The sequence below is a fragment of the Bacillus sp. HU-1818 genome (assembly GCF_022695965.1).
Lineage (GTDB): Bacteria > Bacillota > Bacilli > Bacillales > Bacillaceae > Bacillus > Bacillus atrophaeus.
Genome location: NZ_JAAPBE010000001.1, coordinates 880,725 through 907,392, shown reverse-complemented (window position 1 = coordinate 907,392; position 26,668 = coordinate 880,725). Strand labels below are relative to the sequence as shown.

Here is a 26,668-nt window from a genome sequence, read left to right as displayed (position 1 = left end):
TACTACACGTAGAAAGGCGAGGTGAGTTTATGTTCAAGAAGAAAAAGAGAATCATCATTCCTTTATTCATTTTAGCTGTAACCGCTTTTCTCGCTTTAATAGGATACATTTCAATTATTTTTCTCGGCCATTATGTTATTGATGAAAAGAAGCTTATTCTTCATGCTTCATCTAAAATAGTTGATCAAAACGGCGATGAAGTTGCGAGCCTTTACACTGAAAACCGCGAGCCCGTCACTTTTGACGATATACCGAAGCGTGTCAGCAAAGCATTTGTGGCCGTTGAGGATAAACGATTCTACGAGCATCATGGAATTGATTTGCAGTCTGTCGGAAGGGCGGTTTACCGTGATATCTTAGCGGGAGGCAAGGTGGAAGGCGGAAGCACCATCACGCAGCAGCTTGCCAAAAATATCTTTTTGACTAATGACAAGACGTTTTTAAGAAAAACAAAAGAAGTGATTATTGCCATAAATCTTGAACGGGATTACAGCAAGGACAAGCTGCTTGAAATGTATTTAAACCAGCTTTATTTTGGGCACGGCGTATACGGCATTCAAGCGGCATCACACTATTATTTCAATAAAGAGGTTAAGGATTTAACGGTGTCAGAAGGCGCTGTACTGGCGGCCATTCCTAAGGCGCCTTCTACTTATTCGCCAATCTTGCACCCTGAAAAAAACAAAGAGCGCCGTGATACCATTCTCAGCATGATGAATGAACAAGGCATTATCAGCGCAAAGGAAGCGGTCAGAGCTCAAGGTCAAACCCTGGGGCTGCACATCAAGAAAAAATCTGAAACGCCGTGGTTTGACAGTTACATTGACCTTGTAATGAAAGAAGCGGAGACGAAGTATTCCATCTCCGGAGAGCAGCTTCTTCAAGGCGGCTACACGATTAAAGTGCCGCTTGATTCCAAACTTCAAAAAACAGCCTATACGCTCATGAAGGAATCCAGTTATTATCCGGGATCGGATAAAAACGCCGAGGGAAGCGCAGTGTTCATCAATAACAAAACAGGCGGTGTAAAAGCGGCGATCGGCGGGAGAAAATATACATCCCGGGGTTATAACCGCGTAACAGCGGTGCGGCAGCCCGGTTCTACTTTTAAACCGCTGGCGGTATACGGGCCAGCCATGCAAGAAAAGAAGTTTAAGCCCTATTCACTTCTTCAGGATGAAATGAAAACGTATGGAGATTACACGCCAAAAAACTATGACGGACAGTACGGGGGAGAAGTGACTATGTCAGATGCCATTACCTACAGCAAAAACGCTCCCGCCGTCTGGACATTAAATGAAGTCGGAATTGAAACCGCCAAATCTTATTTAAAAGCAAATGGCATTGATATACCTGACAACGGTCTGGCGCTTGCGCTGGGCGGTTTGGAAAAGGGCGTTTCGCCGCTTCAACTTGCCGGCGCTTTTCATACCTTTGCAGCCGGAGGAACCTATACAGAACCATTTTTCATCACAAAAATAACAGATGAAGATGGTGAAACTGTAGCCGGCCATAAAGCGTCCGCGAAACGGGTATTCAGCAAACAAACCGCTTGGAATATGACAAGAATGCTTCAGCAGGTCGTGAAAAAAGGCACCGCGACGTCAGGGGTCTATCATGGCGATCTGGCGGGGAAAACAGGGACCACATCTTTTACTGAAATCCCGGGCGCCACAAAAGATGCTTGGTTTGCCGGCTATACACCTGATACTGCAGGAACCGTTTGGATGGGCTATGATAAAACAGATAAGAACCATTATTTAAAAGGAGGAAGCTCTTATCCGACAAGACTGTTTAAGGATATTTTGACACAGGCCGGCGAGAATGGATCTGCATTCAGCAAACCGGACAAAGTGAAAGAGTTGGAAAGCCCGATTGTGCTGGAACCGGTAAAAACAGTAACCGCTGATTATACGTTTAAAGCGGCGGGGTTGTTTACAGTTGTATTAAAGTGGGACGCTCAAGAGGATAAGAGAGTGGTTTACAGGATATATGTGAAAAAAGACGGCGAAGAAACGCTCCTTGATTCAACCGAAGGGAAAGGCAGCTATGACATTCCTTATGCCAACTTGTTCTCAGGCGCTTCATATAAAATTGTGCCTTATAATACACAGACCAAAAAAGAAGGGGAAGGCACCGATTACGTTAGGCCGAAATTATTTTCCTCTTAATGAATTCGGCGATTTTTTGAACTTTGCGCTTCATTTATATACCATTCGCATAAAACAAGGTATAGTGTAATGAGCGATGAATACGAACGTATGGTTGCAGGATGAAAGGTGGAAATGAGAGATGAGTAAAGCGTTTAATGAGACATTATTAAAAGCAGCACACGGCGGGAAAGCAGATCATGTGCCCGTTTGGTATATGAGACAGGCAGGGCGTTCACAGCCTGAATATCGGGCGCTTAAGGAAAAATACGGTTTGGTCGAAATTACGCATCAGCCTGAGCTGTGCGCATATGTGACAAGGCTTCCCGTCGAGCAGTACGGCGTCGATGCCGCAATCCTTTATAAAGACATTATGACCCCTCTTCCGTATATCGGGGTTGATGTGGAAATAAAAAACGGTATCGGGCCAGTCATTGATAATCCGGTCCGGACGTTACAGGATATCGAGAAGCTTGGCGTGCTGGAGCCTGAACAGGATGTTCCTTACGTGCTTGAAACGATTCGGCTACTCGTAAATGAGCAGCTGAACGTTCCGCTCATCGGTTTCTCAGGTGCACCTTTTACACTGGCCAGTTATATGATCGAAGGCGGCCCGTCAAAAAACTATAATAAAACAAAAGCATTCATGTACAGTATGCCAGACGCGTGGAATCAGCTGATGAATAAGCTGGCTGACATGATTATTGTGTATGCCAAAGCGCAGATTAAGGCAGGCGCAAAAGCCTTTCAAATTTTTGATTCATGGGTCGGCGCGCTGAATCAGGCGGATTACCGCATGTATATCAAACCTGTCATGAATAGAATATTCACCGAGCTTGCTGATCAAAATGTACCGCTTATCATGCACGGTGTCGGCGCAAGCCACTTAGCGTCAGATTGGCATGACCTACCGCTTGATGTCGTCGGCCTGGACTGGAGATTGGGCATTGATGAAGCCAGGGCTCAAGGGATTACCAAAACAGTTCAAGGCAATCTGGACCCTTCGATCCTGCTGGCCCCATGGGACGTTATTGAGAAGAAAACAAAAGATATACTTGACCAAGGCATGAAATCTGACAGCTTTATTTTCAACCTTGGACACGGGGTTTTCCCCGATGTCAGCCCTGACGTTTTGAAGAAGCTGACATCGTTTGTGCATGAGTATTCTCATGAGCGGAAAATGGGGCAATATTCCTGAGCATATCTTTTGGTATCTCGCCAAAAGCCTGTCAAAATTATGTTAGATCATCTAAAGAGGGTGTTAAACAGTGAGTAAGAAGAAAATGGGGCTTCTCGTTATGGCGTACGGCACGCCTTATAAAGAAGAAGATATAGAACGTTATTATACACATATCAGAAGAGGCAGAAAGCCGGAACCCGACATGCTTCAAGATCTAAAAGACAGATATGAAGCCATCGGGGGCATTTCGCCGCTTGCAAAAATTACGCAGGAACAAGCCGAAAAGCTTGAGCAGCATTTGAACAGCATGCAGAATGATGTCACATTCCAGGTTTACATCGGACTGAAACATATCGAACCGTTTATTGAAGACGCGGTAGCCGCAATGCATAAAGACGGTATTACAGAAGCGGTCAGCCTTGTGCTTGCTCCGCATTTTTCCACATTCAGTGTTCAGTCTTATAATAAACGTGCGAAGGAAGAAGCCGAAAAGCTTGGCGGATTAACGATCACCTCTGTTGAAAGCTGGTATGACGAACCAAAATTCGTGTCATATTGGACAAATCAAGTAAAAGATACGTACGAAGCGATGCCGAAAGAGGAAAGAGACAAAGCCGTACTGATTGTTTCCGCGCACAGCCTTCCTGAAAAAATCAAGGAGTTTGGCGACCCTTATCCCGACCAGCTTCATGAATCAGCAAAAATGATTGCTGAAGGAGCCGGCGTTTCCGAATATGCCGTAGGCTGGCAAAGTGAAGGGAACACGCCTGATCCGTGGCTCGGTCCGGATGTACAGGATTTAACACGCGACTTGTATGAACAAAAAGGCTACAAAGCATTCGTGTATGTGCCTGTGGGATTTGTCGCTGATCATTTAGAAGTGCTGTATGACAATGATTATGAGTGCAAAGTCGTAACAGATGATATCGGCGCCAGCTACTACCGGCCGGAAATGCCAAACGCAAAGCCGGAATTCATTGATGCTTTAGCAACTGTAGTATTGAAAAAAATTGGGGAATAAAAATTAAAGAAGGCGATTGAAATGAGTGACGGCAAAAAGCATCTTGTCATTATCGGCGGCGGCATCACGGGATTGGCCTCCGCCTTCTATATGGAAAAAGAAATCAGAGAGAAAAATTTGCCGCTTTCTGTGACATTAGTCGAAGCAAGCCCGAGAGTTGGCGGAAAAATCCAAACGGCCCGCAAGGACGGGTATATTATTGAAAGAGGGCCGGACTCATTTTTAGAAAGAAAAAAAAGCGCACCGGAGCTTGTTAAAGATTTAGGCCTTGAGCATTTGCTTGTCAACAATGCGACGGGGCAGTCTTATGTGCTGGTTAACGAAACGCTTCACCCGATGCCAAAGGGAGCTGTTATGGGCGTACCTACTAAAATAGCGCCATTTATGTCTACCGGTTTATTTTCATTTTCCGGCAAAGCGCGCGCGGCTATGGATTTCGTTTTGCCCGCAAGCAAGCCGAAGGAAGATCAGTCCCTGGGTGAGTTCTTCCGCAGGCGTGTCGGTGATGAAGTTGTTGAAAATTTAATAGAGCCGTTATTATCCGGCATCTATGCGGGTGACATTGACAGGCTCAGCTTGATGTCGACATTCCCTCAGTTTTATCAGACCGAACAAAAGCACAGAAGCTTGATCCTCGGCATGAAAAAAACAAGGCCCCAGGGCTCCGGACAGCAGTTAACGGCTAAAAAACAAGGGCAATTCCAAACCTTAAAGACCGGCTTGCAGACACTCGTCGAAGAGCTGGAAAACCAGCTGAAGCTGACGAAGGTATACAAGGGCACAAAAGTAACCAATATCAGCCGTGGGGAAAAGGGCTGCTCCATCGCTCTTGATAACGGGATGACGCTGGATGCCGATGCCGCGATTGTGACCTCACCGCACAAATCGGCTGCCGGAATGTTTCCGGATCTGCCAGCTGTCAGCCAGTTAAAAGACATGCACTCTACCTCTGTGGCGAATGTCGCGCTTGGCTTTCCACAAGAGGCTGTCCAAATGGAGCATGAAGGAACGGGTTTTGTCATCTCAAGAAACAGTGATTTTTCAATAACGGCCTGTACTTGGACGAATAAAAAATGGCCGCACTCTGCTCCGGAAGGCAAAACGCTCCTCAGGGCTTATGTCGGAAAAGCGGGTGATGAATCAATCGTCGAACTGTCTGATAATGAGATTATCAAAATTGTATTAGAAGACCTAAAGAAAGTCATGAAAATCAAAGGCGAACCTGAAATGACGTGCGTCACACGCTGGAATGAAAGTATGCCCCAATATCATGTCGGCCACAAACAGCGTATAAAAAAAGTGCGCGAAGCACTGGCTGCTTCCTATCCGGGCGTTTACATGACGGGCGCTTCATTCGAAGGCGTTGGAATTCCGGACTGTATCGACCAAGGGAAAAGCGCCGTTTCAGACGTACTTGCTTATTTATTCGAATGATGAAATCCTCCTCTGCGGAGGATTTTTTTATGCTGATTTACATGTTCTCTCAGCATATGGGCAAACCAACACTACGTAAAAAATAATTGAATCTTTTAAGGCGTTATGTTAAATTATCTTATGTACTTAATGACTAAATTGTTCAAACGGTCAATTCATTGAGGTGTAAAACATGTCCATAGATCGAAAAAAGCTTATATTGGATGCGGCAACAAAATCTTTTACACAATTCGGCTATAAAGCGACCACAATGGATTTGGTAGCGAAGCTTGCGAATGTAGGAAAGGGAACCATCTACACTTTTTTTAAAAACAAGGAAGAGCTGTTTGACGACATTTTTTCTACGTTATTAAAAGAAATGAAGCAAACGGCGGACGAAGCGATGGACCCGGACCTGCCATTTCATGAAAATGTTCACCGGGCGCTGTTTGCGATTCTTGAGTTTAGAAAAACACATCAGCTGACGATTAAGATCTTCCAAGAAAATGCTGAGATTGGTACAATGGCAGTTCAAGAGGTCATTCAAAAGATGGAACGCATGATTCTTCTTTACATTACAAGAAAGATAGAAGCGGCCGTTCAGAGCGGTGAAATCAAACCGTGTGATCCCGAGCTGACCGCCTTTATTATGCTGAAGCTTTATATTGCCCTTATTTTTGATTGGGAAAAAAATCACCAGCCGCTTACAAAAGAAACGATTGCAGAGCTGCTGGAGTTGTATGTAGTGAAAGGATTGTCTACTTAGATAATCCTTCCTTTTTTAGATGTGGATGACCGTTCCCGCGAATGAGTCAGTTTTAATTAGGAGGCATCAAGGATGAGCACAATACGGAGTCAATGGAAAGACATCCTGACAAGTAAAAAGCTATTAATCCCCATTATCGCAATTTTGTTTGTTCCGCTGATTTACAGCGGGGTTTTCTTAAAGGCATATTGGGACCCTTACGGCACAGTCGATCAGCTTCCGGTTGTCGTGGTGAACCAAGACAAAGGGGAAAAATATGAAGGGAAAAATCTTCAGATCGGCGATGACCTGGTAAAAGAATTAAAAGACAATGAAAATTTTGACTGGCACTTTTCAGACGATCTCGATCAATCTTTAAAGGACTTATTAAATCAAAAATACTATTTAGTTGTCGAGATTCCGGAAGATTTCTCAAAAAACGCCAGCACCGTGCTTGAGAAAAATCCGAAAAAACTGGATTTAAAGTACCATACGAATGCCGGTTCGAACTATGTCGGAGCGACAATCAGCGAAAAGGCAATAGATAAGCTGAAAGCCTCCGTGTCAAAAGAAGTGACAAAGCAATACGCTGAAGTTATTTTTGATAACTTTAAGGATATTGCCAAAGGTTTAGGCGACGCGAGCAGCGGAGCAAAGAAAATTGATGACGGTACAAAAGACGCGAAAAACGGAAGTTCGCAGCTGAAAGAGAATTTGGAGAAACTGACTGAGAGCACCGCAACCCTCAGTGATAAAACGAAACAGCTGTCAGACGGCGCGGCCAAAGTGACGAGCGGCATTAAAACGCTTGACAGCTCGTTAGGCAAATTCCAAGAAAAGGGTAATACCATCTATGAAAATTCTGGTCTGCTTGCAGAAAAAACCGGTGAGCTGAGCGATGGCCTGAAACAAGGTTTAGACGGCCAACGCCAATTGCAAAAAAACATTCCGAATTTGACAAATGGACTCAATGAGATGAATCAGAAGGCTTTAGAGACTTCTCAAAAAGTGACAGAGGCCGAAAAGTTCATTAATTCGATAGATACAAGCGGGCTCGAACAAGCAATTAAAAATCTTCAAGACACAGAAACAGAAGTGCAGAAGTTCAGCAAACAACTGAAAGAGCTCGAACAAAATATTAAAAATCGTGATAAAGCATTAAAAAATATTATCAATTCAAGCAAATTTTTAACAGATGAACAAAAAAGTCAATTAATCAATTCAGTCGATAACCAGCTTCCGAAGATTGATCTTCCCGATGTGGATAAGATTTTGAATCAGCTTCCTTCAGCAGGGAATCTTCCTGATATCTCAGGTATAAAAAGTTCGCTGGAAGAAGTGAAAGCAAAAGTGCAGGAATTGAAGGCGCTCCCTCAGGCCACGTCTAAGCTATATAACGGAGCAGTCGACATTCAAAATGCCATTAACCAATTGGAGGAAGGAACAACTAAACTTTACACCGGAGCGCAAGCGATAAATGAAAATCAAAATAAACTGACGGCAGGTATTGGCGAATACAATAAAAAGTTTGCTGAAGCAAAAGCCGGATCAAGTGAATTAGTCTCAGGGAGCTCCCAAGTGTCAGGCGGCCTGTTGAAGCTTTTAGACGGCACTAATCAGCTGCAAAACGGTTCTTCTCAGCTTGCCGAAGGATCAGGGTCGCTAGACAGCGGTCTTGGCAAACTGTTGGACGGAACAGGCGAACTGTCAAATAAACTGAAGGATGCGGCTGATGAAACTGGAGATGTCAAAGCTGATGACAAGACATACAGCATGATTGCCGAACCGGTTGAGACAGACGATAATGCGATTCATTCCGTTCCTAACTACGGTACCGGATTAACCCCGTATATTTTATCTATGGGCTTGTATGTCGGAGGTTTGATGCTGACAGTCGTGTTCCCGCTAAAAGAAGCCTCAGGACGGCCGAGAAACGGCTTTGAATGGTTCTTTAGCAAGTTTAGCGTTATTGTGCTTGTCGGGGTGATTCAGGCCCTTATCGTGGCCACAGTGCTATTGAAAGGCTTGGGACTTGATGTAGAAAGCACCTGGAGATTTTATATCTTTACCATCATTACAAGTCTCGCCTTCCTGTCAATAATACAATTATTGGCGACGACGATGGGCAATCCGGGCCGATTTATTGCGGTCATCATTCTGGTGCTGCAGCTCGGAGCAAGCGGAGGAACATTCCCGTTAGAACTGCTCCCGAATTTCTATCAGGTCATCCACTGGGCATTGCCGATGACGTACAGCATTAATGGATTCAGGGCGGTTATCTCAAACGGAGATTTCGCTTACATGTGGCATCAGGCGGGTATATTACTCGGTATTGCTTTCGTGATGATCCTGTTAAGTATTACTTACTTTACAATCTTGAGCCGGAAAGAAGAAACACCAACAGAGGATCAGCCGGCATAATGAAGCTTTAAAAAAGAACTTGTTTCCGAACACGGAAACAAGTTCTTTTTTTATTAAAATCCCCATCTTATCAGTAAGCCTGTATAAGTCAGCCCACCGCCAAATCCAAATAACACTAGTGTATGGTCTTTTTTCAGCTTGCCTGCCTTCACAGCTAAATCAAGCGCCAAAATAATTGAAACAGAAGACGTATTTCCGAAGTATTCAACACTTGTGAGTGTTTTTTCTGCGGGGAACAGTGCTTTTTCACAAATAGACTCAATCATGCGCATATTAGCGCTGTGCGGAACAAACCAATCGAGGTCCTCTGGACGCAAGTCAGCTTTATGTATGAGCTGGTGAAATTCCGCAGGCACCGTTCTGGCGGCCCATTTGTATACTTCACGGCCGTTTTGCACCATTTTCCCCGTTTCTTCGAGCTTTTGGCCGTTTAGATCGCTTCGCAGCCCTGTGCGGTACAGAACATCGGCTCCATTGCCGTTTGTACCCTGAACGGAGGCCAAAAAGCCAGGGGATTGTTCATCATATTCAACCAATAATGCGCCGGCGGCATCGCCAAACAGGACGCAGGTCGTTCTGTCAGTGTAGTCCGTTACTTTTGATAATGTCTCCCCGGCGATAACGATCACTTTTTTGTGCAGGCCGGATGTAACCAATCCATTTGCCATATGAAGCCCATATGTCAGCCCCGCGCACGTTGCATTGATATCAAGAGCGCCGGTCTGTTCCCAGCCGAAGTACTCTTGAACGCGGCAGGCCGTGCTCGGAAATGCATAGTCCGATGTGGTCGTGGCTACAAGAATCATATCCACATCTTCCAGAGTGCCTTCATATCGTCTCTGTAAATCCTTTACAGCTTCAATACACAAATCAGAGGTGAATTCGTGATCACCGGCAATGCGGCGCTCTTTCATCCCTGTTCGCTGAACAATCCATTCATCCGAGGTATCAACGATTTTTTCAAGATCTTTATTTGTTAAACGCTTGCTCGGCACATAGGTGCCAATGGCTGAAATCTTTGCCTTAGACAATGTCACCACTCCTTTATGATCAGATTATAACATTAGATATTAGTATCTGGTACTAAAAATAGCAAAATAAAAGGTATTTTGTGAAAAAGAGAGAAGATAACGGATGAGAGGGAACGTATTTGATCTTTAACACCGTCCTCTGCATCATCCGGCTGAGTGGCGAAACAAAAAAACTCCCCCAAGCAGAAAATCATTCAAACTGCTTGGAAGAATTCTTGAAAGAAATATTCTTTTCAGCATGGGTCATAAAGAATATTTCTTATTTGGGTTTACCAGCTTCTGTGTTTATTACAATTACAGCCACAATGGTGTTTCTTTTTTTTCTTTTTGCAAGGGTCATGACACTCTCTTTTCTTTTTACAAGGGTCGTGGTCATGGCAATCTTTATCGAACCAGTCATCAAAGAACCAGAAATCATCGAACCAATCATCGTGGAATTTCCGTTTATGTGAATGACGACAGCACATAGATACCCCTCCTATTCCCATGCCTCCCTACAACATATGATGAATGAATAGAAAAAGATTGGACGTGTCCATCGGGTAAAGAGTATATTTTAAGAAGAAATAGAATGATAAAAAGGAGGAATGGTTTTGATGTCAGTTCGAAAAACAATGAAGCTTATCAAAGAGCTTGTCCAAATACCAAGTCCGACGGGAAATACATTTGAGGTGATTGCATATATTGAAAACCTCTTAAAAGAGTGGAAGGTAGAAACCATTCGAAATCATAAGGGAGGTTTGATCGCAACGTTGCCGGGACGAAATGAAGATCGCCAACGGATGCTGACGGCGCACGTTGACACACTCGGTGCCATGGTGAAGGAAATTAAAGCTGACGGCAGACTGAAGATTGATTTAATCGGGGGATTCCGCTATAACTCGATTGAGGGCGAGTACTGCCAAATTGAAACCTCTTCAGGAAAAACGTATACGGGCACCATTTTGATGCATCAAACCTCTGTGCACGTTTACAAAGACGCGGGAAAGGCTGAACGCAATCAGGAGAACATGGAGATACGGCTTGACGAACCTGTGCGCAGTAGACGTGATACAGAGGAACTGGGCATTGGAGTCGGTGATTTTGTTTCATTTGACCCGCGTGTAGAGGTTACGCCGAGCGGGTTTATCAAATCACGCCATCTTGATGATAAAGCCAGTGTCGCTTTGCTGCTGCAATTGATCCGCCAAATCAAAACAGAAGAGATCGAGCTGCCGTACACCACTCATTTTCTCATTTCTAATAATGAAGAAATCGGGTATGGCGGGAATTCCAATATTCCGGCGGAAACGGTAGAATACTTGGCTGTTGACATGGGGGCTATCGGAGACGGGCAAGCAACAGATGAATATACAGTCTCTATTTGCGTAAAGGATGCCAGCGGACCGTACCATTATCAATTGAGAAAGCATCTGACGGAGCTGGCGGAGAAACATGGGATTGAGTATAAGCTTGATATCTATCCTTATTATGGTTCAGATGCATCAGCAGCAATCAAATCTGGATATGATATCGTCCATGGGCTGATCGGTCCGGGCATTGATGCGTCACACGCGTTTGAGCGCACCCATGAATCGTCTCTGCGCCATACTGCCAAGCTTTTATACTATTATGTGCAATCTCCGATGGTATAAAAGGGAAAAGATTATGGTTCACTAGAATCAGCCGAAGTGATTAGGCTGACAAACATAACAAAAGCCTGCCGGACTATAGTCCGACAGGCTTTTTGATTAACCGGAAATCGTAGCGTCTTGTTCTGTTTTAGAACGGCTCATGATTTCCGCTCCTTTAACAGGATCGTATTGACCTTCCCATTTTGACATAACAACTGAAGCCAGTGCGTTACCTGTCAAGTTTACTACAGTACGGGCCATATCCATGATCCTATCAACACCTGCAATGAAGGCAAGTCCTTCTGCCGGAACGCCGATGGTTCCCAATGTCGCAAGCAAGACGACAAAAGAAGTGCCAGGCACGGCAGCCATACCTTTAGAAGTGACCATCAAGACGAGTACAAGTGTAATCTGATGCCAAATCGTCAAGTCAATTCCGTACACCTGCGCTAGGAACAGGGCGGCAATGGATTGATAGAGCACAGAGCCGTCCAAGTTAAACGTATATCCGATCGGCACGACAAAAGAAACGATACCTTTTGGACAGCCGATTTTCTCCATTTTTTCCATGATGCGAGGAAGAACGGTTTCTGAACTGGACGTACTGAACGCCAGTAAAATTTCGTCCTTCATGTAGGCAAGGAATTTAAATATGTTCACACCAGCAAGTTTACCGACGATCCCAAAGATTACGATTAAGAAGAAAGCAAGCGCGACGTAAACCAATCCGACGAGCTTTCCTAGAGAAAGTAATGAACCGAGCCCGAATTTGGAAACGGTAACACCGATAAGTGCGAAAACTCCAAACGGCGCCACTTTCATGACAAGATTCACCACATGGAACATGGCGTGGGATACACCGTCAAAAAAGGCCAAAACAGGCTTTCCTCTTTCGCCGATTGCTGAAATGCCTAATGCAAATAAGACGGTAAAGCAAATGATCGCAAGCAGATCGCCTTCAGCCAATGATTGGAAGAAGTTTGTCGGCACAATATGGAGAAATGTCTCTGCAACTGATTTCGTGCTTTGCTCTTTCTCTGTTTCAACATATTGGCTGATGTCTGATTTTTGCGCACTTTCGATGTTAACACCCGTTCCCGGCTGGAATAGATTTGCAAGGGCAAGGCCGAGAATAATCGCAAATGTTGTAATTATCTCAAAATAGAGAATAGTACGGAATCCAAGTTTACCGACTTGCTTGCCGCTTCCCGCTCCGGCTACACCGATAATTAAGCTTGAGACAACAATCGGGATGACAATCATTTTAATTAAACGTAAAAACAAATCGCCAACAGGCTGTAAGTACGTAACTACCGCAGGGTTGCCATACCAAATGACCCCTACGACTACCCCGAGTATAAGACCAACAAATATTTGAGTTGCTAATCCAAAGCGTAATTTTTTCATAGATACCCTCCCGAAGAAAAAATACTAATATATCATAAAAGACATATATTAATTCTCACTAATAGATCAAATTATACTGGATAAGAAAACATTTCGTCTATAGTTAAATAGAGTTAGAAAATATAGAATAATCTGATAAATTAAGTAAACCTTCTATAATCATCCAATTAAGGTGAGGTTTGTCCTGTTTAAAATGAATCATTATTTTAGAATTATCAGTCAGAAAAGCAATGCTCATAAAAAAATCCCACTGCAAAAGAGTGAGATAAGGAATTTACTTTTATTTACATATCGCTAATTTTCATACAACGATCGCAAACATTTCCATAACACTCATGCTGTTCAGATATCTCTTTTCCGCATTCCCCGCACTTTTTAGAAGGCAGGTTTCTAAAAAAATCTGTAATTTTCCCTAACATAACCAATCCCTCTTTTCCCTTTGTTATGCCATCATTGTAATATAACAGATTGTAAAAATCAATAACTGTTTTGATACAATGTTTAAAACATGCAATTTTTAAGAAAAATAGGTATATTGGAATGGGGTTATTTTTAAAGAATAGATGGGAGGACAATATGAAAGTTACTGTTATCGGGTGCTATGGCGGATTTCCTGCTGCACATGAAGCGACATCGGGATATCTGTTTCAATCGGGTGATTACTCTTTGCTTGTCGATTGCGGAAGCGCTGTTTTGTCAAAGCTATTTGCATATGTGCCTGCTGAAGAGCTGGACGCCGTCATACTGTCCCATTATCACCATGACCATATCGCAGACATAGGGCCGCTGCAATTTGCCAAACAAGTCGGTTCTTTTCTTGGTAAAGGAAAGGAAGCGCTTCCGATCTACGGCCATGATGCTGATATAGAACAGTTTCAGCGGCTTACATATAAATCACATACAAAAGGAAGGGCTTATCAGCCGGATCAGCCGCTGACCGCGGGTCCTTTTACGATCACTTTCTTAAAAACCGTTCATCCCGTCGTTTGTTATGCCATGCGGATTACTGATGGAATCCATACCGTTGTGTATACAGCCGATTCAAGCTATCAGGATTCATTTATTCCATTTGCAAAGGATGCTGATTTATTGATATCAGAGTGCAATTTTTACGCGGATCAAGACGGAAAAAGCGCAGGCCATATGAACAGCCTTGAAGCGGGACGTATCGCTGAGCGGGCGGGCGCAAAAGAATTGCTTCTCACACATTTGCCGCACTTTGGTGTGCATGAGCGTCTGCGCGATGAAGCGAAAACCGTTTTTCATGGCAGCGTGGGTATAGCGAAGTCAGGTCTTGTGTGGGGAAAATAAAAGGAGGAGCAGCATGTTATTTATAGATAATCAAAATATAAATGATCCGAGGATAAACCTTGCGATTGAGGAGTATTGTTTGAAATATTTAGATCCCGAGCAGCCTTATTTGCTTTTTTATGTGAATCAGCCGTCGATTATTATCGGGAAAAATCAAAATACGATTGAAGAAATCAATACGAAGTATGTTGAGGACAACGGAATTATTGTGGTTCGGCGTCTGTCAGGCGGCGGTGCTGTCTATCATGATTTGGGAAATCTGAATTTCAGCTTCATCACAAAAGATGACGGGAACAGCTTTCACAACTTCAAGAAGTTCACAGAGCCGGTGATCCAGGCTTTGAAACAGCTTGGCGTGGATGCTGAATTGAGCGGACGGAACGATATTGTCGCAAACGGCCGGAAAATTTCGGGGAATGCCCAGTTTGCGACGAAAGGCCGGATTTTCAGCCACGGGACGCTTCTGTTGGATTCAGCAATTGACAATGTGGTGTCGGCGTTAAAGGTGAAGAAGGATAAAATCGAATCAAAAGGCATTAAATCTATCAGAAGCCGTGTGGCAAACATCAGTGAGTTTCTTGATGATAAAATGTCGACAAACGAATTTCGCAGCCATTTGCTTCGCCATATTTTCAATACAAATGACATCACCAAGGTGCCTGAATATAAATTGACGGAAGAAGACTGGAAAATCATTAACAAGATTTCCGAAGAACGCTATCAAAATTGGGACTGGAATTTCGGGAAATCTCCGAAGTTCAACCTGCAGCACTCAAAGCGCTTTCCGATTGGATCAATCGATTTGCGTTTGGAAGTCAAAAAAGGAATCATAGAGGACTGCAGCATATTCGGAGATTTCTTTGGTGTCGGAGATATAACTGATATTGAAAACGCGCTGATCGGAAAACAATACGAGCGCAAGGCGATTGCCGACGCTTTAGAAGGCTTTGATATGAAACACTACTTCGGAAAGATCGGGACAGACGATTTTCTAGAATTGATTTATTAATAAAGAACATTGCAAAAACGCATTGTTTGATATGTAAAAGCAGTTTTGAAATAATATAAGAAGAAATGATAGGAGGGATATGCATAATGAAGGTGTTTTTAATTGGAGCTAACGGACAGATCGGGCAAAGGCTTGTCGGACAATTTCAGCAGAACGGCGCCCATACGGTCAGAGCGATGGTCAGAAAACCAGAGCAAAAAGAGGCGCTTCAAGCATCTGGCACAGAGGCTGTCATTGCTAACTTAGAAGGAAGCCCGGAAGAAATCGCGGCTGCTGCAAAGGGCTGTGATGCGATTGTGTTTACAGCGGGTTCAGGCGGGAGCACAGGACATGATAAAACACTATTGATCGATCTCGACGGAGCGGCAAAGGCAATTGAAGCGGCCGAGATTGCGGGAATCAAGCGGTTTATCATGATCAGCGCTCTGCAAGCCCACAATCGTGAAAATTGGAATGAGTCTTTAAAACCTTATTATGCAGCCAAGCATTACGCAGATAAAATCCTTGAATCAAGCGGATTAACATATACGATTATCCGCCCGGGAGGCCTTCTGAACGAAGCGGGAACCGGTCTTGTTTCCGCAGCCGCCGATGTAGAAAGAGGCTCGATCTCCCGTGACGATGTGGCGGCGGCTGTCATAGCATCATTAGATGAATCCAATACAGAAAATCAAGCCTTCGATCTGACAGCGGGAGAAACACCGATCGCCGAGGCGTTGAAAAATTTGTAAAATTGATAAGCGTTTGCTGACACTCGGGGCTTTTTGCTCTTGAGTGTTTTTTCCTGTTTCTCTATAATAAGGGGGAAAGCTTATTTCGTTTAATGAATGGCTATTCATTCATTTTTACAAAAGGGGTGGGAGAATGAATCTGGTTTCCAAATTAGAGGAAACAGCAGCTGTGAAGCCTGACAAAACCGCTTGTATATTTGGCGGTGAGTCTATTACGTATGAAGAACTGAGAGAGAGCATTTTCAGATTTGCCAATGGGTTGCAAGATTTAGGGATGGAAAAAGGGGACCATCTTGCGCTGCTGCTCGGCAATACACCTGATTTTGTCATCTCGTTTTTTGGAGCGCTGAAAGCCGGAATTGTGGTAGTGCCGATTAACCCGACATACACACCGACAGAAATCGGCTATATGCTGACGAACAGCGATGTGAAAGCGATCGTCGGTATTGATCAGCTTCTGCCGGTGTATGAGCGCATGCATGAAGCCTTGCCTAAGGTGGAACACGTGATTTTAAGCCAAACAAGCACAGCAGAGCCGGAGGCGGAAGACCCACAGGTAAAAACAAAAATGACAACGTTTACAAAGATGATGAATCCTATCAATCGAAGCCGAAGCTACCCGAAGCTCTCTCATGATGACACCGCTGTTATTTTATACACCTCTGGAACAACGGGAAAACCGAAAGGCGCCATGCTGACCCATCAAAATTTATACTCTAACGCAAATGATGTCGCCGGTTATTTGGGAATGGATGAGAGAGACAAAATTGTCGCCGCGTTGCCGATGTTTCATGTGTTTTGCTTAACCGTCTGTATGAACGCCCCGCTTATGAGCGGAGCTTGTGTGCTGATTGAGCCTCAATTCAGTCCGGCGGCTATTTTTAAGCTGGTTAAAGACCGGGAGGCGACCATATTTGCCGGCGTTCCGACGATGTATAACTACTTATATCAGTATGAAAAAGGTTCTCCCGATGATTTTGCTTCTATCAGATTATGCATCTCAGGCGGCGCTTCAATGCCGGTCGCTCTATTAACTGCTTTTGAAGAAAAATTCTCCGTTGCCATTTTAGAAGGGTACGGGCTGTCCGAAGCTTCTCCGGTCACCTGCTTTAATCCGTTTGACAGAGGGAGGAAGCCGGGCTCTATTGGGACAAACATCTTACACGTAGAAAATAAAGTCGTCGATCCTCTCGGCCGTGAGCTGCCGGATCATCAGGTTGGGGAGCTGATCGTAAAAGGCCCCAATGTAATGAAGGGCTATTACAAGATGCCGATCGAGACGAAGCATGCGTTAAAAGACGGATGGCTGTATACTGGGGATTTGGCCAGACGTGATGAGGATGGCTACTTTTACATTGTGGATCGTAAAAAGGACATGATTCTTGTCGGCGGGTACAATGTGTATCCGCGAGAGGTAGAAGAGGTGCTGTACAGCCATGAAGATGTCAAAGAAGCTGTTGTGATCGGCGTGCCTGATGCGAAAAGCGGGGAGGCGGTCAATTGCTATATTGTGCCGAAACGGCTTTCTTTAACGGAAGAAGAGATTATGCAGCATTGTGAAAAGCATCTTGCCAAATATAAACGCCCCGCCGCGGTTATCTTTCTTGAGGAAATTCCTAAAAACGCGACAGGGAAGATTTTGAGAAGGGCGCTGAGGGATACCCTGCCTAAATGACATACAAAAAATGCGAAGCCAAAAGGGCTTCGCTTTTTCATGCTGCGGTAACGGTCAATCTTTTGCCTCTTTTTTGATAATGGTTTGCAAAGCCTTCGTATCGTTTCGGGTTAATTTGTAATACGTTTCTTCATGTAAATAGACAGCCTGTTTATTATCATCGAACCATAAGCTGAATGAATCAAAACGGTCTTCATGGAACTTCACCGTTCCTTCATAGTCAGGATTTGACTGTTTGTCTGTCTTTATTTGTTTTCCCTGGTTCATGATGTCCAGCATATCTTTTACATGCTGTCTTCTTTCAATTTCGATATCTTTATTTTCGTCCGAAGACAACGTAATCAAATCTGCGTTGACCGATTGAAAAACGTCTCCTGATCGGCTGTACAGATAGAAAAAAGCAACAAGCATAAGACCGAGAACGACGATGACCGCCACTATTTTTTTCATGCACATCACTCCAAACATTTCATAGTTTCCCCAGCAGTAAAGCTTTCCATCCCCATATATTGAGAAAAAATTGACAAATGATTGAAGCTGTGTGAGGTTGATCATACATTTGGCAGTCACGGGAGAAACAAAGGGCTTGGTTCTAAGAATCTAAAAAAATGATTACAATAGAAGTAAAGTTAGTGATGTAAGGGGTGAGGCAACGATGCGCAAATGGATTGCGGGAGCGGGCCTTGTTTATGTGTTATACGGCCTTTTTATTTATTGGTACCTCTTTATGACGGGCGATGCCGCTGTGCCTGAAGCTGTAAGAGGAACGGAAGCTGATCCTGCCTCGTTTATGAAGCCGTCTCAACTGGCGGTCGCGGAACAATATTCAAACATAAAGAACTTTTTATTTTTTATCGGCATTCCGCTTGATTGGTTTTTATTTTTTATTCTATTAATTACCGGCATTTCGAAGAAAATTAAACAGTGGATGGCAACGGCTGTGCGATTTCAGTTTTTGCAGGTGGCCGGTTTTGTGTTTGTTCTGTCTCTTATCGTCGCAGCAGTCACTTTGCCATTAGACTGGATCGGATATCAAGTGGCTCTTGACTATAACATTTCGACACAAACAGCGGCCAGCTGGGCAAAAGACCAAATCATTGATTTTTGGATCGGTTTTCCGCTGTTTACAGTCTGTGTGTGTGTGTTTTTCTGGCTTATCTCAAAGCATGAAAAAAGATGGTGGCTTTATGCATGGTGTTTAACCGTGCCGTTTACCCTGTTTTTGTTTTTTTTACAGCCGGTTGTTATTGATCCTCTATATAACGATTTTTACCCGTTGCAGAACAAAGAGTTGGAAAGCAAAATTTTAGCCTTGGCGAATGAAGCTGATATTCCGGCAGATCATGTATACGAAGTCAATATGTCGGAAAAAACAAATGCGCTGAACGCTTATGTGACAGGGATCGGGGCTAATAAACGGATCGTTCTGTGGGATACGACGCTCAACAAACTGGACGATTCTGAAATTTTGTTTATTATGGGGCATGAAATGGGCCACTACGTCATGAAGCATGTTTATATCGGACTGGCTAGCTATTTGCTGCTGTCGCTTGCGGGATTGTATGTGATTGATAAACTTTACAGGCGGGTTGTCCGTACTTTCGGTGCATGGCTTCATATCAACGGAAAAGGGGATATAGCGGCTCTTCCTTTGCTGCTTCTGCTGATTTCCGTGCTGGCATTTGCGTCAACGCCTTTTTCAAATGCGGTTTCCCGCTATCAGGAAAATGCGGCTGATCAATATGGGATGGAGCTGACTAGAGACCGGGAAGCTGCTGTCGATACGTTTCAGGATTTAGCTGTAACGGGTCTCACCCAAGTCAATCCGCCGCTTTTAGTCAAGCTGTTCAGAAATAGCCATCCTTCTATTATGGAGCGAATTGAGCATGCGGAAACAAACGAGAAAACCGAAGAGGATCCTACATCTAAGCCGGATTCTGATCAATAAAAAAGAGAAGCAGGCATGAACCTGCTTCTCTTTTTTTGCTTATTGCGCTGCTGCCTGAACGTTGATTAGGCCTTTTCCGTAGTAGAAAGAGTTTCCAAGGTTAGTGGCAGTGCTTTCTAAACTGTTGCGGACTTGAGTGTTTGTCCAGTTAGGGTGCTTAGAAAGAACCAATGCAGCGGCTCCGGCAACATGCGGAGAAGCCATTGATGTTCCGTTGTAAGAACCGTATCTGCTGCCCGGAAGTGTGCTTTGAATTGAAACGCCCGGTGCCATGACATCTAGCTCAGAGCCTGCGCTGGAGAAAGATGCTCTTTGGTTATTGCTGTCCACTGCGCCAACCGCAATGACAGAAGGATATTTCGCAGGGTAGCCGACTGTGCTTGTGCTTCCTGATGAACCGCTGTTTCCGGCTGCCGCCACTACAACGATTCCTTGAGAAACAGCTTTATCTACAACTGCTTTTAAAGCTGTTGAACCTTGTGGTCCGCCAAGGCTCATATTAATGACGTCCATGTTGTTGGAAATTGCCCATTCGATTCCGTTAATAATCCAGCTGTAATCACCGCTTCCTGAAGAAGAAAGAACTTTTACAGCATATAGGGATGCGCTTGGCGCGACACCAAGTACACCAACTGAGTTATTAAGCGCTGCAACAGTTCCGGCAACGTGAGTTCCGTGTGAATTTCCATCTTGGAAAGGGTTTGGCTCAGACGGGACAAAGCTTGCTCCGCCGCTGACTTTTAAATCAGGATGAGAAGAGTCGATGCCGCTGTCGATTACAGCGACTTTAACGTTAGAGCCGGTGTAGCCCTGGGAATGTACAGCAGGCGCTTTGATTTGGGAGATGCCATAAGGTACTGACTGAGCCAATGCGTGAGCTGTGTGATCTTCTTCCACGTATGCGATGCTTGGATCATTTTTCAGCTCTTTTACAGCCTCTTTGTCTAAAGTCGCTGTCGCCGCATCTACATACTTGAACTGTTTCTGTAATTTTCCGCCGTTTTCAGCAATGACATCTTTTTTCGCTGCGGCGCTCATTGCCCCCATTGTCTGTTTAAACCCGACAATATACTTCTTTTCTTCACTGCTTTTTCCTGCAGCCTGAGCCGGGGACATACTGCTGAACGCCATCGTAAAGACTAAAGTGAATGCAAACAACAAGCCGATCCATAATTTCCTGCTTCTCACTCTTTACCCTCTCCTTATATCGAATTTAGAATAATCCTATCTTTGGGATTATTCTGTAAATTTATTGTAATAGATGGAAGCGTTTTTTAGTAGACCCATTTTTTTACGAACGTTTTAATTCTATTTAGGTATATCATCTCTCGTTATTTCGGTAGAGACTCGAAAGATCTAAAAATATTGAAGAAAAAATGAAAATTGGCATGAGTAAATGATCATGGTGTAGAAATTTCTGATGAAATCAGGCAGAATCTCCTGAATCTCTTATTTTTCCGAACAAGAAAATCAGTGCAAATGACCTGCCTGTCAAATGACAAGAAGAAACGAATACTATTTTGATATTCTTTCACTGTATGCATAACAAAGTAATTTGTACAAAAAATTCTGATTAATGTAAAATAGGTTCATCTGAATGTTATAGAAAGGGAGAATAAATGATGAACATTTATCAAGCAGAACTGAAGGATATCAAAGGAATCACACCGCTTTTTAATAAGTACCGGGAGTTTTATCGCCAGGCGCCGGATCTGGACGGGGCAGAGACGTTTTTGAAAACACGTTTAAAAAATGGAGAATCTGTTATCTTTACGGCATCGGAAAATGGTGAATATCTTGGATTTGCCCAGCTCTATCCAGTTTTTTCATCCGTGCAGATGAAAAGAACTTACATATTGAATGATCTATTTGTTGCCGAACATGCCCGAAAAAAAGGAGCCGGCCAAAAGCTTTTGGCGGCTGCGAAGGAGTTTGCAGCACAAAATGGAGCGAAGTCGCTGTCGCTTCAAACCGCTCCGGACAATCATGCTGCGAGAAGTTTATATGAGCAGAACGGCTATGAAGAGGATACCGATTTTATCCATTACATCTGCAAGGTGCAGACGACATAAAAAACGAAGCTGAATGATTTGGTTTTTTGAAGGCATTTCGGTACGATAGAAGCTAAAAAGGAGTGTGCCGTATGACCAAATCTTTTCAAGCCGTGCTTGCAGAAAAACACGGTGACGATGTGTCGGTAAAAGTGACAACTATGACGGCTGAAGATTTGCCGCCAGACGGCGTTCTGATCAAAACCGCCTTTTCAGGAATAAACTATAAGGACGGGCTGGCCGGAAAAGCGGGCGGAAATGTTGTCAGAGAATATCCGCTCATTCTGGGGATTGATGCGGCGGGTACTGTCGTATCTTCAAATGATTCCCGGTTTCAAGAGGGAGATGAAGTCATTGCGACAAGCTATGAACTCGGTGTCTCCCGTCATGGCGGATTGAGCGAGTATGTATCTGTTCCCGGAGATTGGCTTGTCTCTTTGCCTAAGCAACTCTCCCAAAAAGAAGCGATGGTTTACGGAACAGCGGGCTTTACCGCCGCATTGTCCGTCCACCGCCTTGAAGAAAACGGACTGTCTCCGGAAAAGGGCAGTGTACTTGTCACAGGGGCAACCGGAGGCGTAGGGGGCATTGCCATTTCCATCCTGAGTCAGCGGGGATATCATGTCGTTGCGAGCACCGGAAATCAAGCCGCTGCTGATTACCTTAAACAGCTCGGGGCAAATGAAGTGATCAGCCGGGAAGACGTCTATGACGGCAAGCTGAAGGCGTTATCTAAGCAGCAATGGCAGGGAGCCGTCGATCCTGTCGGCGGAAAACAGCTTGCTTCACTTTTAAGCAAAATTCAATATGGCGGCTCTGTCGCTGTCAGCGGGTTGACGGGCGGAGGAGAGGTTCCTGCGACGGTATTTCCGTTTATTCTCCGCGGAGTGAATCTGCTGGGAATCGATTCAGTTTACTGTCCGATGGAAACGAGAAAAGCAGTTTGGCAGCGAATGGCTGGAGACTTAAAGCCTGATCATCTGCTGAATATAGTCGACAAAGAGATATCGTTACAGGAAGTGCCTGACGCACTGAACGATATTTTGGAAAATAAAATTCAAGGAAGAGTCATTGTGGAACTGTAATAAAGAAAGGTCTCGCGCGCGGGGCCTTTTTTTATTGTTGAATCTATTTAAATAAGTAATAAAAGCAATTGTTGATAATGATTATCATTGTTATTTGTTTCGTCCATGCTATAATATTTCATGGGTATTGCCCTATAGAAGAAAACAATAGAACAAACAGGAGAGAGTTGAAAGCTATGAAGAAAATACTGACAATTCTTACAGTTGTCATACTCGCTGTGACCGCAGCGGCATGCTCCTCTTCAGCAGGCAATAAAAAAAGTGCGGAAGAGCAGATTACAATCAAGCATGATTTAGGAAAAACAAAAGTCGCCAAAAACCCAAAACGGGTTGTTGTTCTTGAATTAGGCTTTATCGATACATTATTAGACCTCGGCATTAAACCCGTCGGTGTGGCGGATGATAATAAAGCAAAGCAGCTGATTAACAAGGATGTGCTGCAAAAAATTAACGGCTACACGTCAGTCGGCACCCGGTCGCAGCCCAGCATGGAAAAAATCGCTTCATTAAAACCAGATTTAATCATTGCTGATTCTAGCCGGCACAGCGGAGTGTACGAGCAGCTCAAAAAAATCGCGCCAACGATTGCTTTGGAAAATTTAAACGCAGATTACCAGGATACACTTGATGCTTCTCTGACAATTGCAAAAGCAGTGGGAAAAGAGAGCGAGATGGAGAAACAACTGACAGCGCATGAAGAAAAGCTGAGCAATGTAAAAAGAAAGCTTGGAGCTCAAGGAGAGTCTGTTCTCTTAATCGGGAATACCAATGACGCAATTACCGCAAGAGATGAAAACTTTTTCACTTCGCGTCTGCTGGCCCAAGTCGGTTACAGATACGCGACCAATAAATCTGACAACAGCAAAACAAGCAACGGAGAATCCGTTAATATGAAGATGACGCTTGAGCAGCTTTTGGATACAGATCCAGATGTTATTGTTTTAATGACAGGGAAAACAGACAATGTAGATCAAGACGGCAAACGGCCGATCGAAAAAGACCCTCTGTGGAAGAAGCTGTCTGCGGTGAAAAACGGACACGTCTATCACGTTGATCGGGCGGTGTGGTCACTTCGCCGCAGTGTTGACGGGGCTGATGCTATTTTAGATGAGATCGAAAAAAATATGCTTCCATCCTAAAACAATATCAAATGCTTTGGTTCGCCGGGGCATTTGATGTTGTTTATTTCATTTTTGAGAGAGGACTGAACACAACATGCGCTCTGTTTCTCAGCAGAAAGAAGGGACGGGCAGAAGCGGGAGAAGGTATGTGCTGCTTACGGCGTTTCTGATTGCTTTGCTGCTTTTCAGCTTTACGCTATCCATTTCCGCAGGTTCTTCCTATATTCCTATGCCAGACATCATTGATGCAGTATTTCATGACAATGGGTCAAAGCTTCATTCTATTATCCTGTCGATTCGGATTCCGCGTGCCATTGAGGCTGCTTTCATCGGTGCAAATCTGGGCGCCGCGGGCGCGCTGATGCAGGCGATGACCAGAAATGCGCTGGCGTCCCCGGGGATTTTTGGCATAAATGCGGGCGCGTCAGTCGCGGTTGTCTTGCTTCTTGTGGTCTTTCCGGCAGCCGTCCCGCTTCATTTTACGATGATTGGAGCTTTCATGGGCGGAGGCGCGTCAGTTTTGGCGGTTTATGCTGTTTCTTCTTTTTTTAATGAAGGTCAAAAAGAGATTGGCTTTGCGTTGACGGGCATCGTCATTCAGGCGATTTTAGCCTCTATTACCCAGATGTTATTGATCTTTAACGAAGAAAATACAGAAACCGTTTTATTTTGGCTTGCGGGTTCTCTTTCAGGGAGCAATTGGGAAAAAACAGCCTTCTTGATTCCAGTGAGCGTGACTGCGTTGCTTGTTGCGGTGCTGCTGGGGAAAACGGCATCTGTATTAAGCCTTGGCGAAGACGTCTCTAAAGCTCTTGGGCAGAAGGTATGGTTCAGCCGAGTGTTGATCGGATTAACTGTCATCGCTTTGGCAGGGGTTTCTGTTTCAGTAGCGGGACCTATCGGGTTTATCGGTTTAATGGTTCCGCATATGGTTCGTTATATGGCCGGAGCTGATTATCGGGTCGTTATTCCCTTGTCCGCTTTGCTCGGCGCTTCTCTTTTGCTGCTTGCGGATATTTCCTCCAGATTTGTGTATTTTCCTTATGAAACGCCTGTCGGTGTGGTAACCGCTCTTATCGGATCGCCTTTCTTTATTTATTTAGCGAGGAAGAGAAAAGAGGAAACTGACAGATGAAAAAAAACACAGCTAAAAAAACCTTGGGAATCATTACGCTGCTTACCATCCTGCTTGTCCTGCTTATCCTTTTTAATTTGGGAATTGGCGATACGCCGATTGCGTTTGCGGACATCATAAAGGCTTTTGTCGGAGTGGGAGATCCGGGTATACAGTTTACGTTATTCGAATTTAGGCTGCCCAGAATCGCCTTGGCGGTGCTTGCAGGCGCTGCGCTTGCGGTCAGCGGCGTCATTGCCCAATCGGTAATGCGTAATCCTTTGGCCGCGCCGGACACTCTGGGGCTAACAGGCGGTGCCGGACTCGGGGCGGCAATTGTCACGATTTTGCTTCCGGGGGCACACTCATTTATTTTAGCAGGAGCGGCTTTTAGCGGCAGTGTGGCTGCGGCTGTATTTGTCTATTTGCTTGCGTATCGCGATGGAATATCTCCTGTACGATTAGCGCTGGTCGGCTGTGCCGTAAGCGCGTTTTGCCATTCAGGCATCCAGCTTTTGATTTCCAGAATAAGCCCTAATGTAAACAGTGCGTTGGTTTGGCTGAGCGGCAGTTTATGGGGAAGGGAATGGGGCGATGTCCTTTCTCTGTTAATATGGGTCGTCATTCTGATCCCTCTCGCTTTGTTTCTGGCTGGACCGATGGACTTGATAAAATCGGGAGATGATATCGCGAAAGGCTTGGGTGTCAGTCTTGAAAAAACCCGGCTTCTTTTGCTCGCCATCACCGTTTTTTTAACCGCGGCGGCAGTATCGGCAGTGGGAACCATCGGATTTATCGGCTTGATGACGCCCCATATCGCCAGGAAGCTGGGCGGCTTTTATTCTAAACAATTAATCCCTATCTCCGCTCTAATAGGAGCCATTATTTTATTAACGGCCGATGCCATTGGCAGAGGGCTGATTCCGCCAATTGAAATTCCCGCCGGTTTAATTGTCGCTGTTGTGGGCGGGCCATTTTTTCTATATCAATTATGGAGAGCGTCAAATCGGAGGAAAAAAAGGTAAAGACAGGCGTTATAAGCCTGTCTTTATTTTATATATAAGAAGATAAATGGCTGCTCAGGTTGTAATCCTTCACATGCCATTTGTCTTCAATATATTGAATGTTGCTTAAGCATGCATTAACAAGCCTTGTGTTTTCAAGGTTGATTTCTCCGGCGGATATTTCAGACAAAAGGGCGTGAATCGCCACGCCGTGAGCGACAACCAATACCTTTTGGTTTGGGTACGCGTGATTCACCTTTACTAAACCCTCCATCAGCCTGGCTGTTAAGTCTTCTAAAGTCTCCATATTCGGATAGTTTTTATCTGGATAGCGTTTTCTCCGCTCTTCAAGTGACATGCCTTCCGCATCGCCATAGTCCCGCTCTTTGAAATCCTCCATCAGTGCAATGGGAAGGTGCAAATATTCATTTATGATTTCTGCTGTTTTTTTCGCCCGTTTCATCGGGCTTGTCACAATGATATCCCAATTAAAGTCCTTTAAATACTCTCCTGTTTCTTTGGCCTGACGCTCTCCCGCTGCGTTTAAAGGAATGTCAGTGCTGCCTTGCAATTTTTTTTTGGCGTTCCAATCTGTTTCTCCATGCCTGACTAAACAAACGGCTGTCATAAAAATCCCC

At 44.4% G+C, this 26,668-nt stretch carries 24 protein-coding genes; 17 read left to right on the top strand and 7 right to left on the bottom strand.

What is annotated here, in order from left to right; all coding sequences use genetic code 11:
• Nucleotides 1–29: 29 nt before the first annotated feature.
• The 6 genes from GXP75_RS04490 (at nucleotide 30) to GXP75_RS04465 (ending at nucleotide 8,930) form a co-directional block, all read left to right on the top strand.
• Nucleotides 30–2,171: a transglycosylase domain-containing protein gene (locus GXP75_RS04490; RefSeq protein ID WP_242556214.1), complete on the top strand. Its 2,142-nt coding sequence runs from the start codon at nucleotides 30–32 to the stop codon at nucleotides 2,169–2,171.
• A gap of 121 nt (nucleotides 2,172–2,292) precedes the next feature.
• Entirely contained in the window at nucleotides 2,293–3,348 is a 1,056-nt protein-coding gene (gene hemE / locus GXP75_RS04485) for a uroporphyrinogen decarboxylase (protein ID WP_242556213.1), read from the top strand.
• A 70-nt stretch (nucleotides 3,349–3,418) separates the two neighbouring features.
• Nucleotides 3,419–4,351: a ferrochelatase gene (gene hemH, locus GXP75_RS04480; protein WP_214918164.1), complete on the top strand. Its 933-nt coding sequence runs from the start codon at nucleotides 3,419–3,421 to the stop codon at nucleotides 4,349–4,351.
• A gap of 21 nt (nucleotides 4,352–4,372) precedes the next feature.
• The gene (hemY, locus tag GXP75_RS04475; protein ID WP_214918162.1) at nucleotides 4,373–5,785 is read left to right on the top strand and encodes a protoporphyrinogen oxidase; all 1,413 of its coding nucleotides are present in this window, start codon (nucleotides 4,373–4,375) and stop codon (nucleotides 5,783–5,785) included.
• Between the two features lie 172 nt (nucleotides 5,786–5,957).
• On the top strand, nucleotides 5,958–6,530 hold the full coding sequence (locus GXP75_RS04470) for a TetR/AcrR family transcriptional regulator (RefSeq protein ID WP_003327731.1): 573 nt from the start codon (nucleotides 5,958–5,960) through the stop codon (nucleotides 6,528–6,530).
• A gap of 72 nt (nucleotides 6,531–6,602) precedes the next feature.
• On the top strand, nucleotides 6,603–8,930 hold the full coding sequence (locus GXP75_RS04465; protein ID WP_242556212.1) for a YhgE/Pip domain-containing protein: 2,328 nt from the start codon (nucleotides 6,603–6,605) through the stop codon (nucleotides 8,928–8,930).
• 53 nt (nucleotides 8,931–8,983) lie between these two features.
• Here GXP75_RS04465 and fabHB read toward each other — a convergent pair whose 3' ends face one another.
• Complete coding sequence (gene fabHB / locus GXP75_RS04460) at nucleotides 8,984–9,961, bottom strand: beta-ketoacyl-ACP synthase III FabHB (protein WP_214918158.1); 978 nt, start codon at nucleotides 9,959–9,961, stop codon at nucleotides 8,984–8,986.
• A gap of 259 nt (nucleotides 9,962–10,220) precedes the next feature.
• Nucleotides 10,221–10,391, bottom strand: a complete 171-nt coding sequence (locus tag GXP75_RS04455; RefSeq protein ID WP_242556211.1) for a hypothetical protein — start codon at nucleotides 10,389–10,391, stop codon at nucleotides 10,221–10,223.
• Between the two features lie 163 nt (nucleotides 10,392–10,554).
• Between GXP75_RS04455 and GXP75_RS04450 the strand changes: the two genes are divergently transcribed.
• Nucleotides 10,555–11,595 (top strand): M42 family metallopeptidase, encoded by a 1,041-nt coding sequence (locus tag GXP75_RS04450; RefSeq protein WP_242556210.1) that lies wholly within the window; start codon nucleotides 10,555–10,557, stop codon nucleotides 11,593–11,595.
• Between the two features lie 96 nt (nucleotides 11,596–11,691).
• Here GXP75_RS04450 and GXP75_RS04445 read toward each other — a convergent pair whose 3' ends face one another.
• Nucleotides 11,692–12,981, bottom strand: coding sequence for a glutamate/proton symporter GltT (locus GXP75_RS04445; RefSeq protein WP_003327726.1), 1,290 nt, complete (start codon nucleotides 12,979–12,981; stop codon nucleotides 11,692–11,694).
• A 284-nt stretch (nucleotides 12,982–13,265) separates the two neighbouring features.
• On the bottom strand, nucleotides 13,266–13,400 hold the full coding sequence (yhfH, locus tag GXP75_RS04440; RefSeq protein WP_064505207.1) for a protein YhfH: 135 nt from the start codon (nucleotides 13,398–13,400) through the stop codon (nucleotides 13,266–13,268).
• Between the two features lie 157 nt (nucleotides 13,401–13,557).
• Between yhfH and GXP75_RS04435 the strand changes: the two genes are divergently transcribed.
• The 4 genes from GXP75_RS04435 (at nucleotide 13,558) to GXP75_RS04420 (ending at nucleotide 17,707) form a co-directional block, all read left to right on the top strand.
• A complete protein-coding gene (locus GXP75_RS04435) occupies nucleotides 13,558–14,292 on the top strand; it encodes an MBL fold metallo-hydrolase (RefSeq protein ID WP_242556209.1) in 735 nt (244 codons plus the stop codon).
• 13 nt (nucleotides 14,293–14,305) lie between these two features.
• Nucleotides 14,306–15,301, top strand: a complete 996-nt coding sequence (lplA, locus tag GXP75_RS04430) for a lipoate--protein ligase (protein WP_214918151.1) — start codon at nucleotides 14,306–14,308, stop codon at nucleotides 15,299–15,301.
• An 86-nt stretch (nucleotides 15,302–15,387) separates the two neighbouring features.
• Nucleotides 15,388–16,032: an SDR family oxidoreductase gene (locus tag GXP75_RS04425; protein WP_214918149.1), complete on the top strand. Its 645-nt coding sequence runs from the start codon at nucleotides 15,388–15,390 to the stop codon at nucleotides 16,030–16,032.
• A gap of 133 nt (nucleotides 16,033–16,165) precedes the next feature.
• A complete protein-coding gene (locus tag GXP75_RS04420; protein WP_242556208.1) occupies nucleotides 16,166–17,707 on the top strand; it encodes a fatty acid--CoA ligase family protein in 1,542 nt (513 codons plus the stop codon).
• A 54-nt stretch (nucleotides 17,708–17,761) separates the two neighbouring features.
• On the opposite strand, the gene GXP75_RS04415 is transcribed toward GXP75_RS04420, so the two are convergent.
• The gene (locus GXP75_RS04415) at nucleotides 17,762–18,157 is read right to left on the bottom strand and encodes a YhfM domain-containing protein (protein WP_242556207.1); all 396 of its coding nucleotides are present in this window, start codon (nucleotides 18,155–18,157) and stop codon (nucleotides 17,762–17,764) included.
• 205 nt (nucleotides 18,158–18,362) lie between these two features.
• Between GXP75_RS04415 and GXP75_RS04410 the strand changes: the two genes are divergently transcribed.
• Entirely contained in the window at nucleotides 18,363–19,655 is a 1,293-nt protein-coding gene (locus GXP75_RS04410) for a M48 family metallopeptidase (protein ID WP_242556206.1), read from the top strand.
• 39 nt (nucleotides 19,656–19,694) lie between these two features.
• Here the strand turns inward: GXP75_RS04410 and GXP75_RS04405 are convergent, their stop codons facing one another.
• Nucleotides 19,695–20,843, bottom strand: a complete 1,149-nt coding sequence (locus GXP75_RS04405) for a S8 family peptidase (RefSeq protein WP_214918138.1) — start codon at nucleotides 20,841–20,843, stop codon at nucleotides 19,695–19,697.
• 434 nt (nucleotides 20,844–21,277) lie between these two features.
• Between GXP75_RS04405 and GXP75_RS04400 the strand changes: the two genes are divergently transcribed.
• The 5 genes from GXP75_RS04400 (at nucleotide 21,278) to GXP75_RS04380 (ending at nucleotide 26,051) form a co-directional block, all read left to right on the top strand.
• A complete protein-coding gene (locus GXP75_RS04400; RefSeq protein WP_214918136.1) occupies nucleotides 21,278–21,727 on the top strand; it encodes a GNAT family N-acetyltransferase in 450 nt (149 codons plus the stop codon).
• Between the two features lie 71 nt (nucleotides 21,728–21,798).
• The gene (locus GXP75_RS04395; RefSeq protein WP_242556205.1) at nucleotides 21,799–22,791 is read left to right on the top strand and encodes an acrylyl-CoA reductase family protein; all 993 of its coding nucleotides are present in this window, start codon (nucleotides 21,799–21,801) and stop codon (nucleotides 22,789–22,791) included.
• Between the two features lie 176 nt (nucleotides 22,792–22,967).
• The gene (locus GXP75_RS04390; protein ID WP_242556204.1) at nucleotides 22,968–23,930 is read left to right on the top strand and encodes an ABC transporter substrate-binding protein; all 963 of its coding nucleotides are present in this window, start codon (nucleotides 22,968–22,970) and stop codon (nucleotides 23,928–23,930) included.
• 76 nt (nucleotides 23,931–24,006) lie between these two features.
• Nucleotides 24,007–25,047, top strand: coding sequence for a FecCD family ABC transporter permease (locus tag GXP75_RS04385; protein WP_214918133.1), 1,041 nt, complete (start codon nucleotides 24,007–24,009; stop codon nucleotides 25,045–25,047).
• The gene (locus tag GXP75_RS04380) at nucleotides 25,044–26,051 is read left to right on the top strand and encodes a FecCD family ABC transporter permease (protein WP_214918132.1); all 1,008 of its coding nucleotides are present in this window, start codon (nucleotides 25,044–25,046) and stop codon (nucleotides 26,049–26,051) included. Before GXP75_RS04385 ends, GXP75_RS04380 begins: the two co-directional genes overlap by 4 nt.
• A gap of 28 nt (nucleotides 26,052–26,079) precedes the next feature.
• On the opposite strand, the gene GXP75_RS04375 is transcribed toward GXP75_RS04380, so the two are convergent.
• Complete coding sequence (locus GXP75_RS04375; RefSeq protein WP_242556203.1) at nucleotides 26,080–26,658, bottom strand: histidine phosphatase family protein; 579 nt, start codon at nucleotides 26,656–26,658, stop codon at nucleotides 26,080–26,082.
• Between the last annotated feature and the right edge of the window lie 10 nt (nucleotides 26,659–26,668).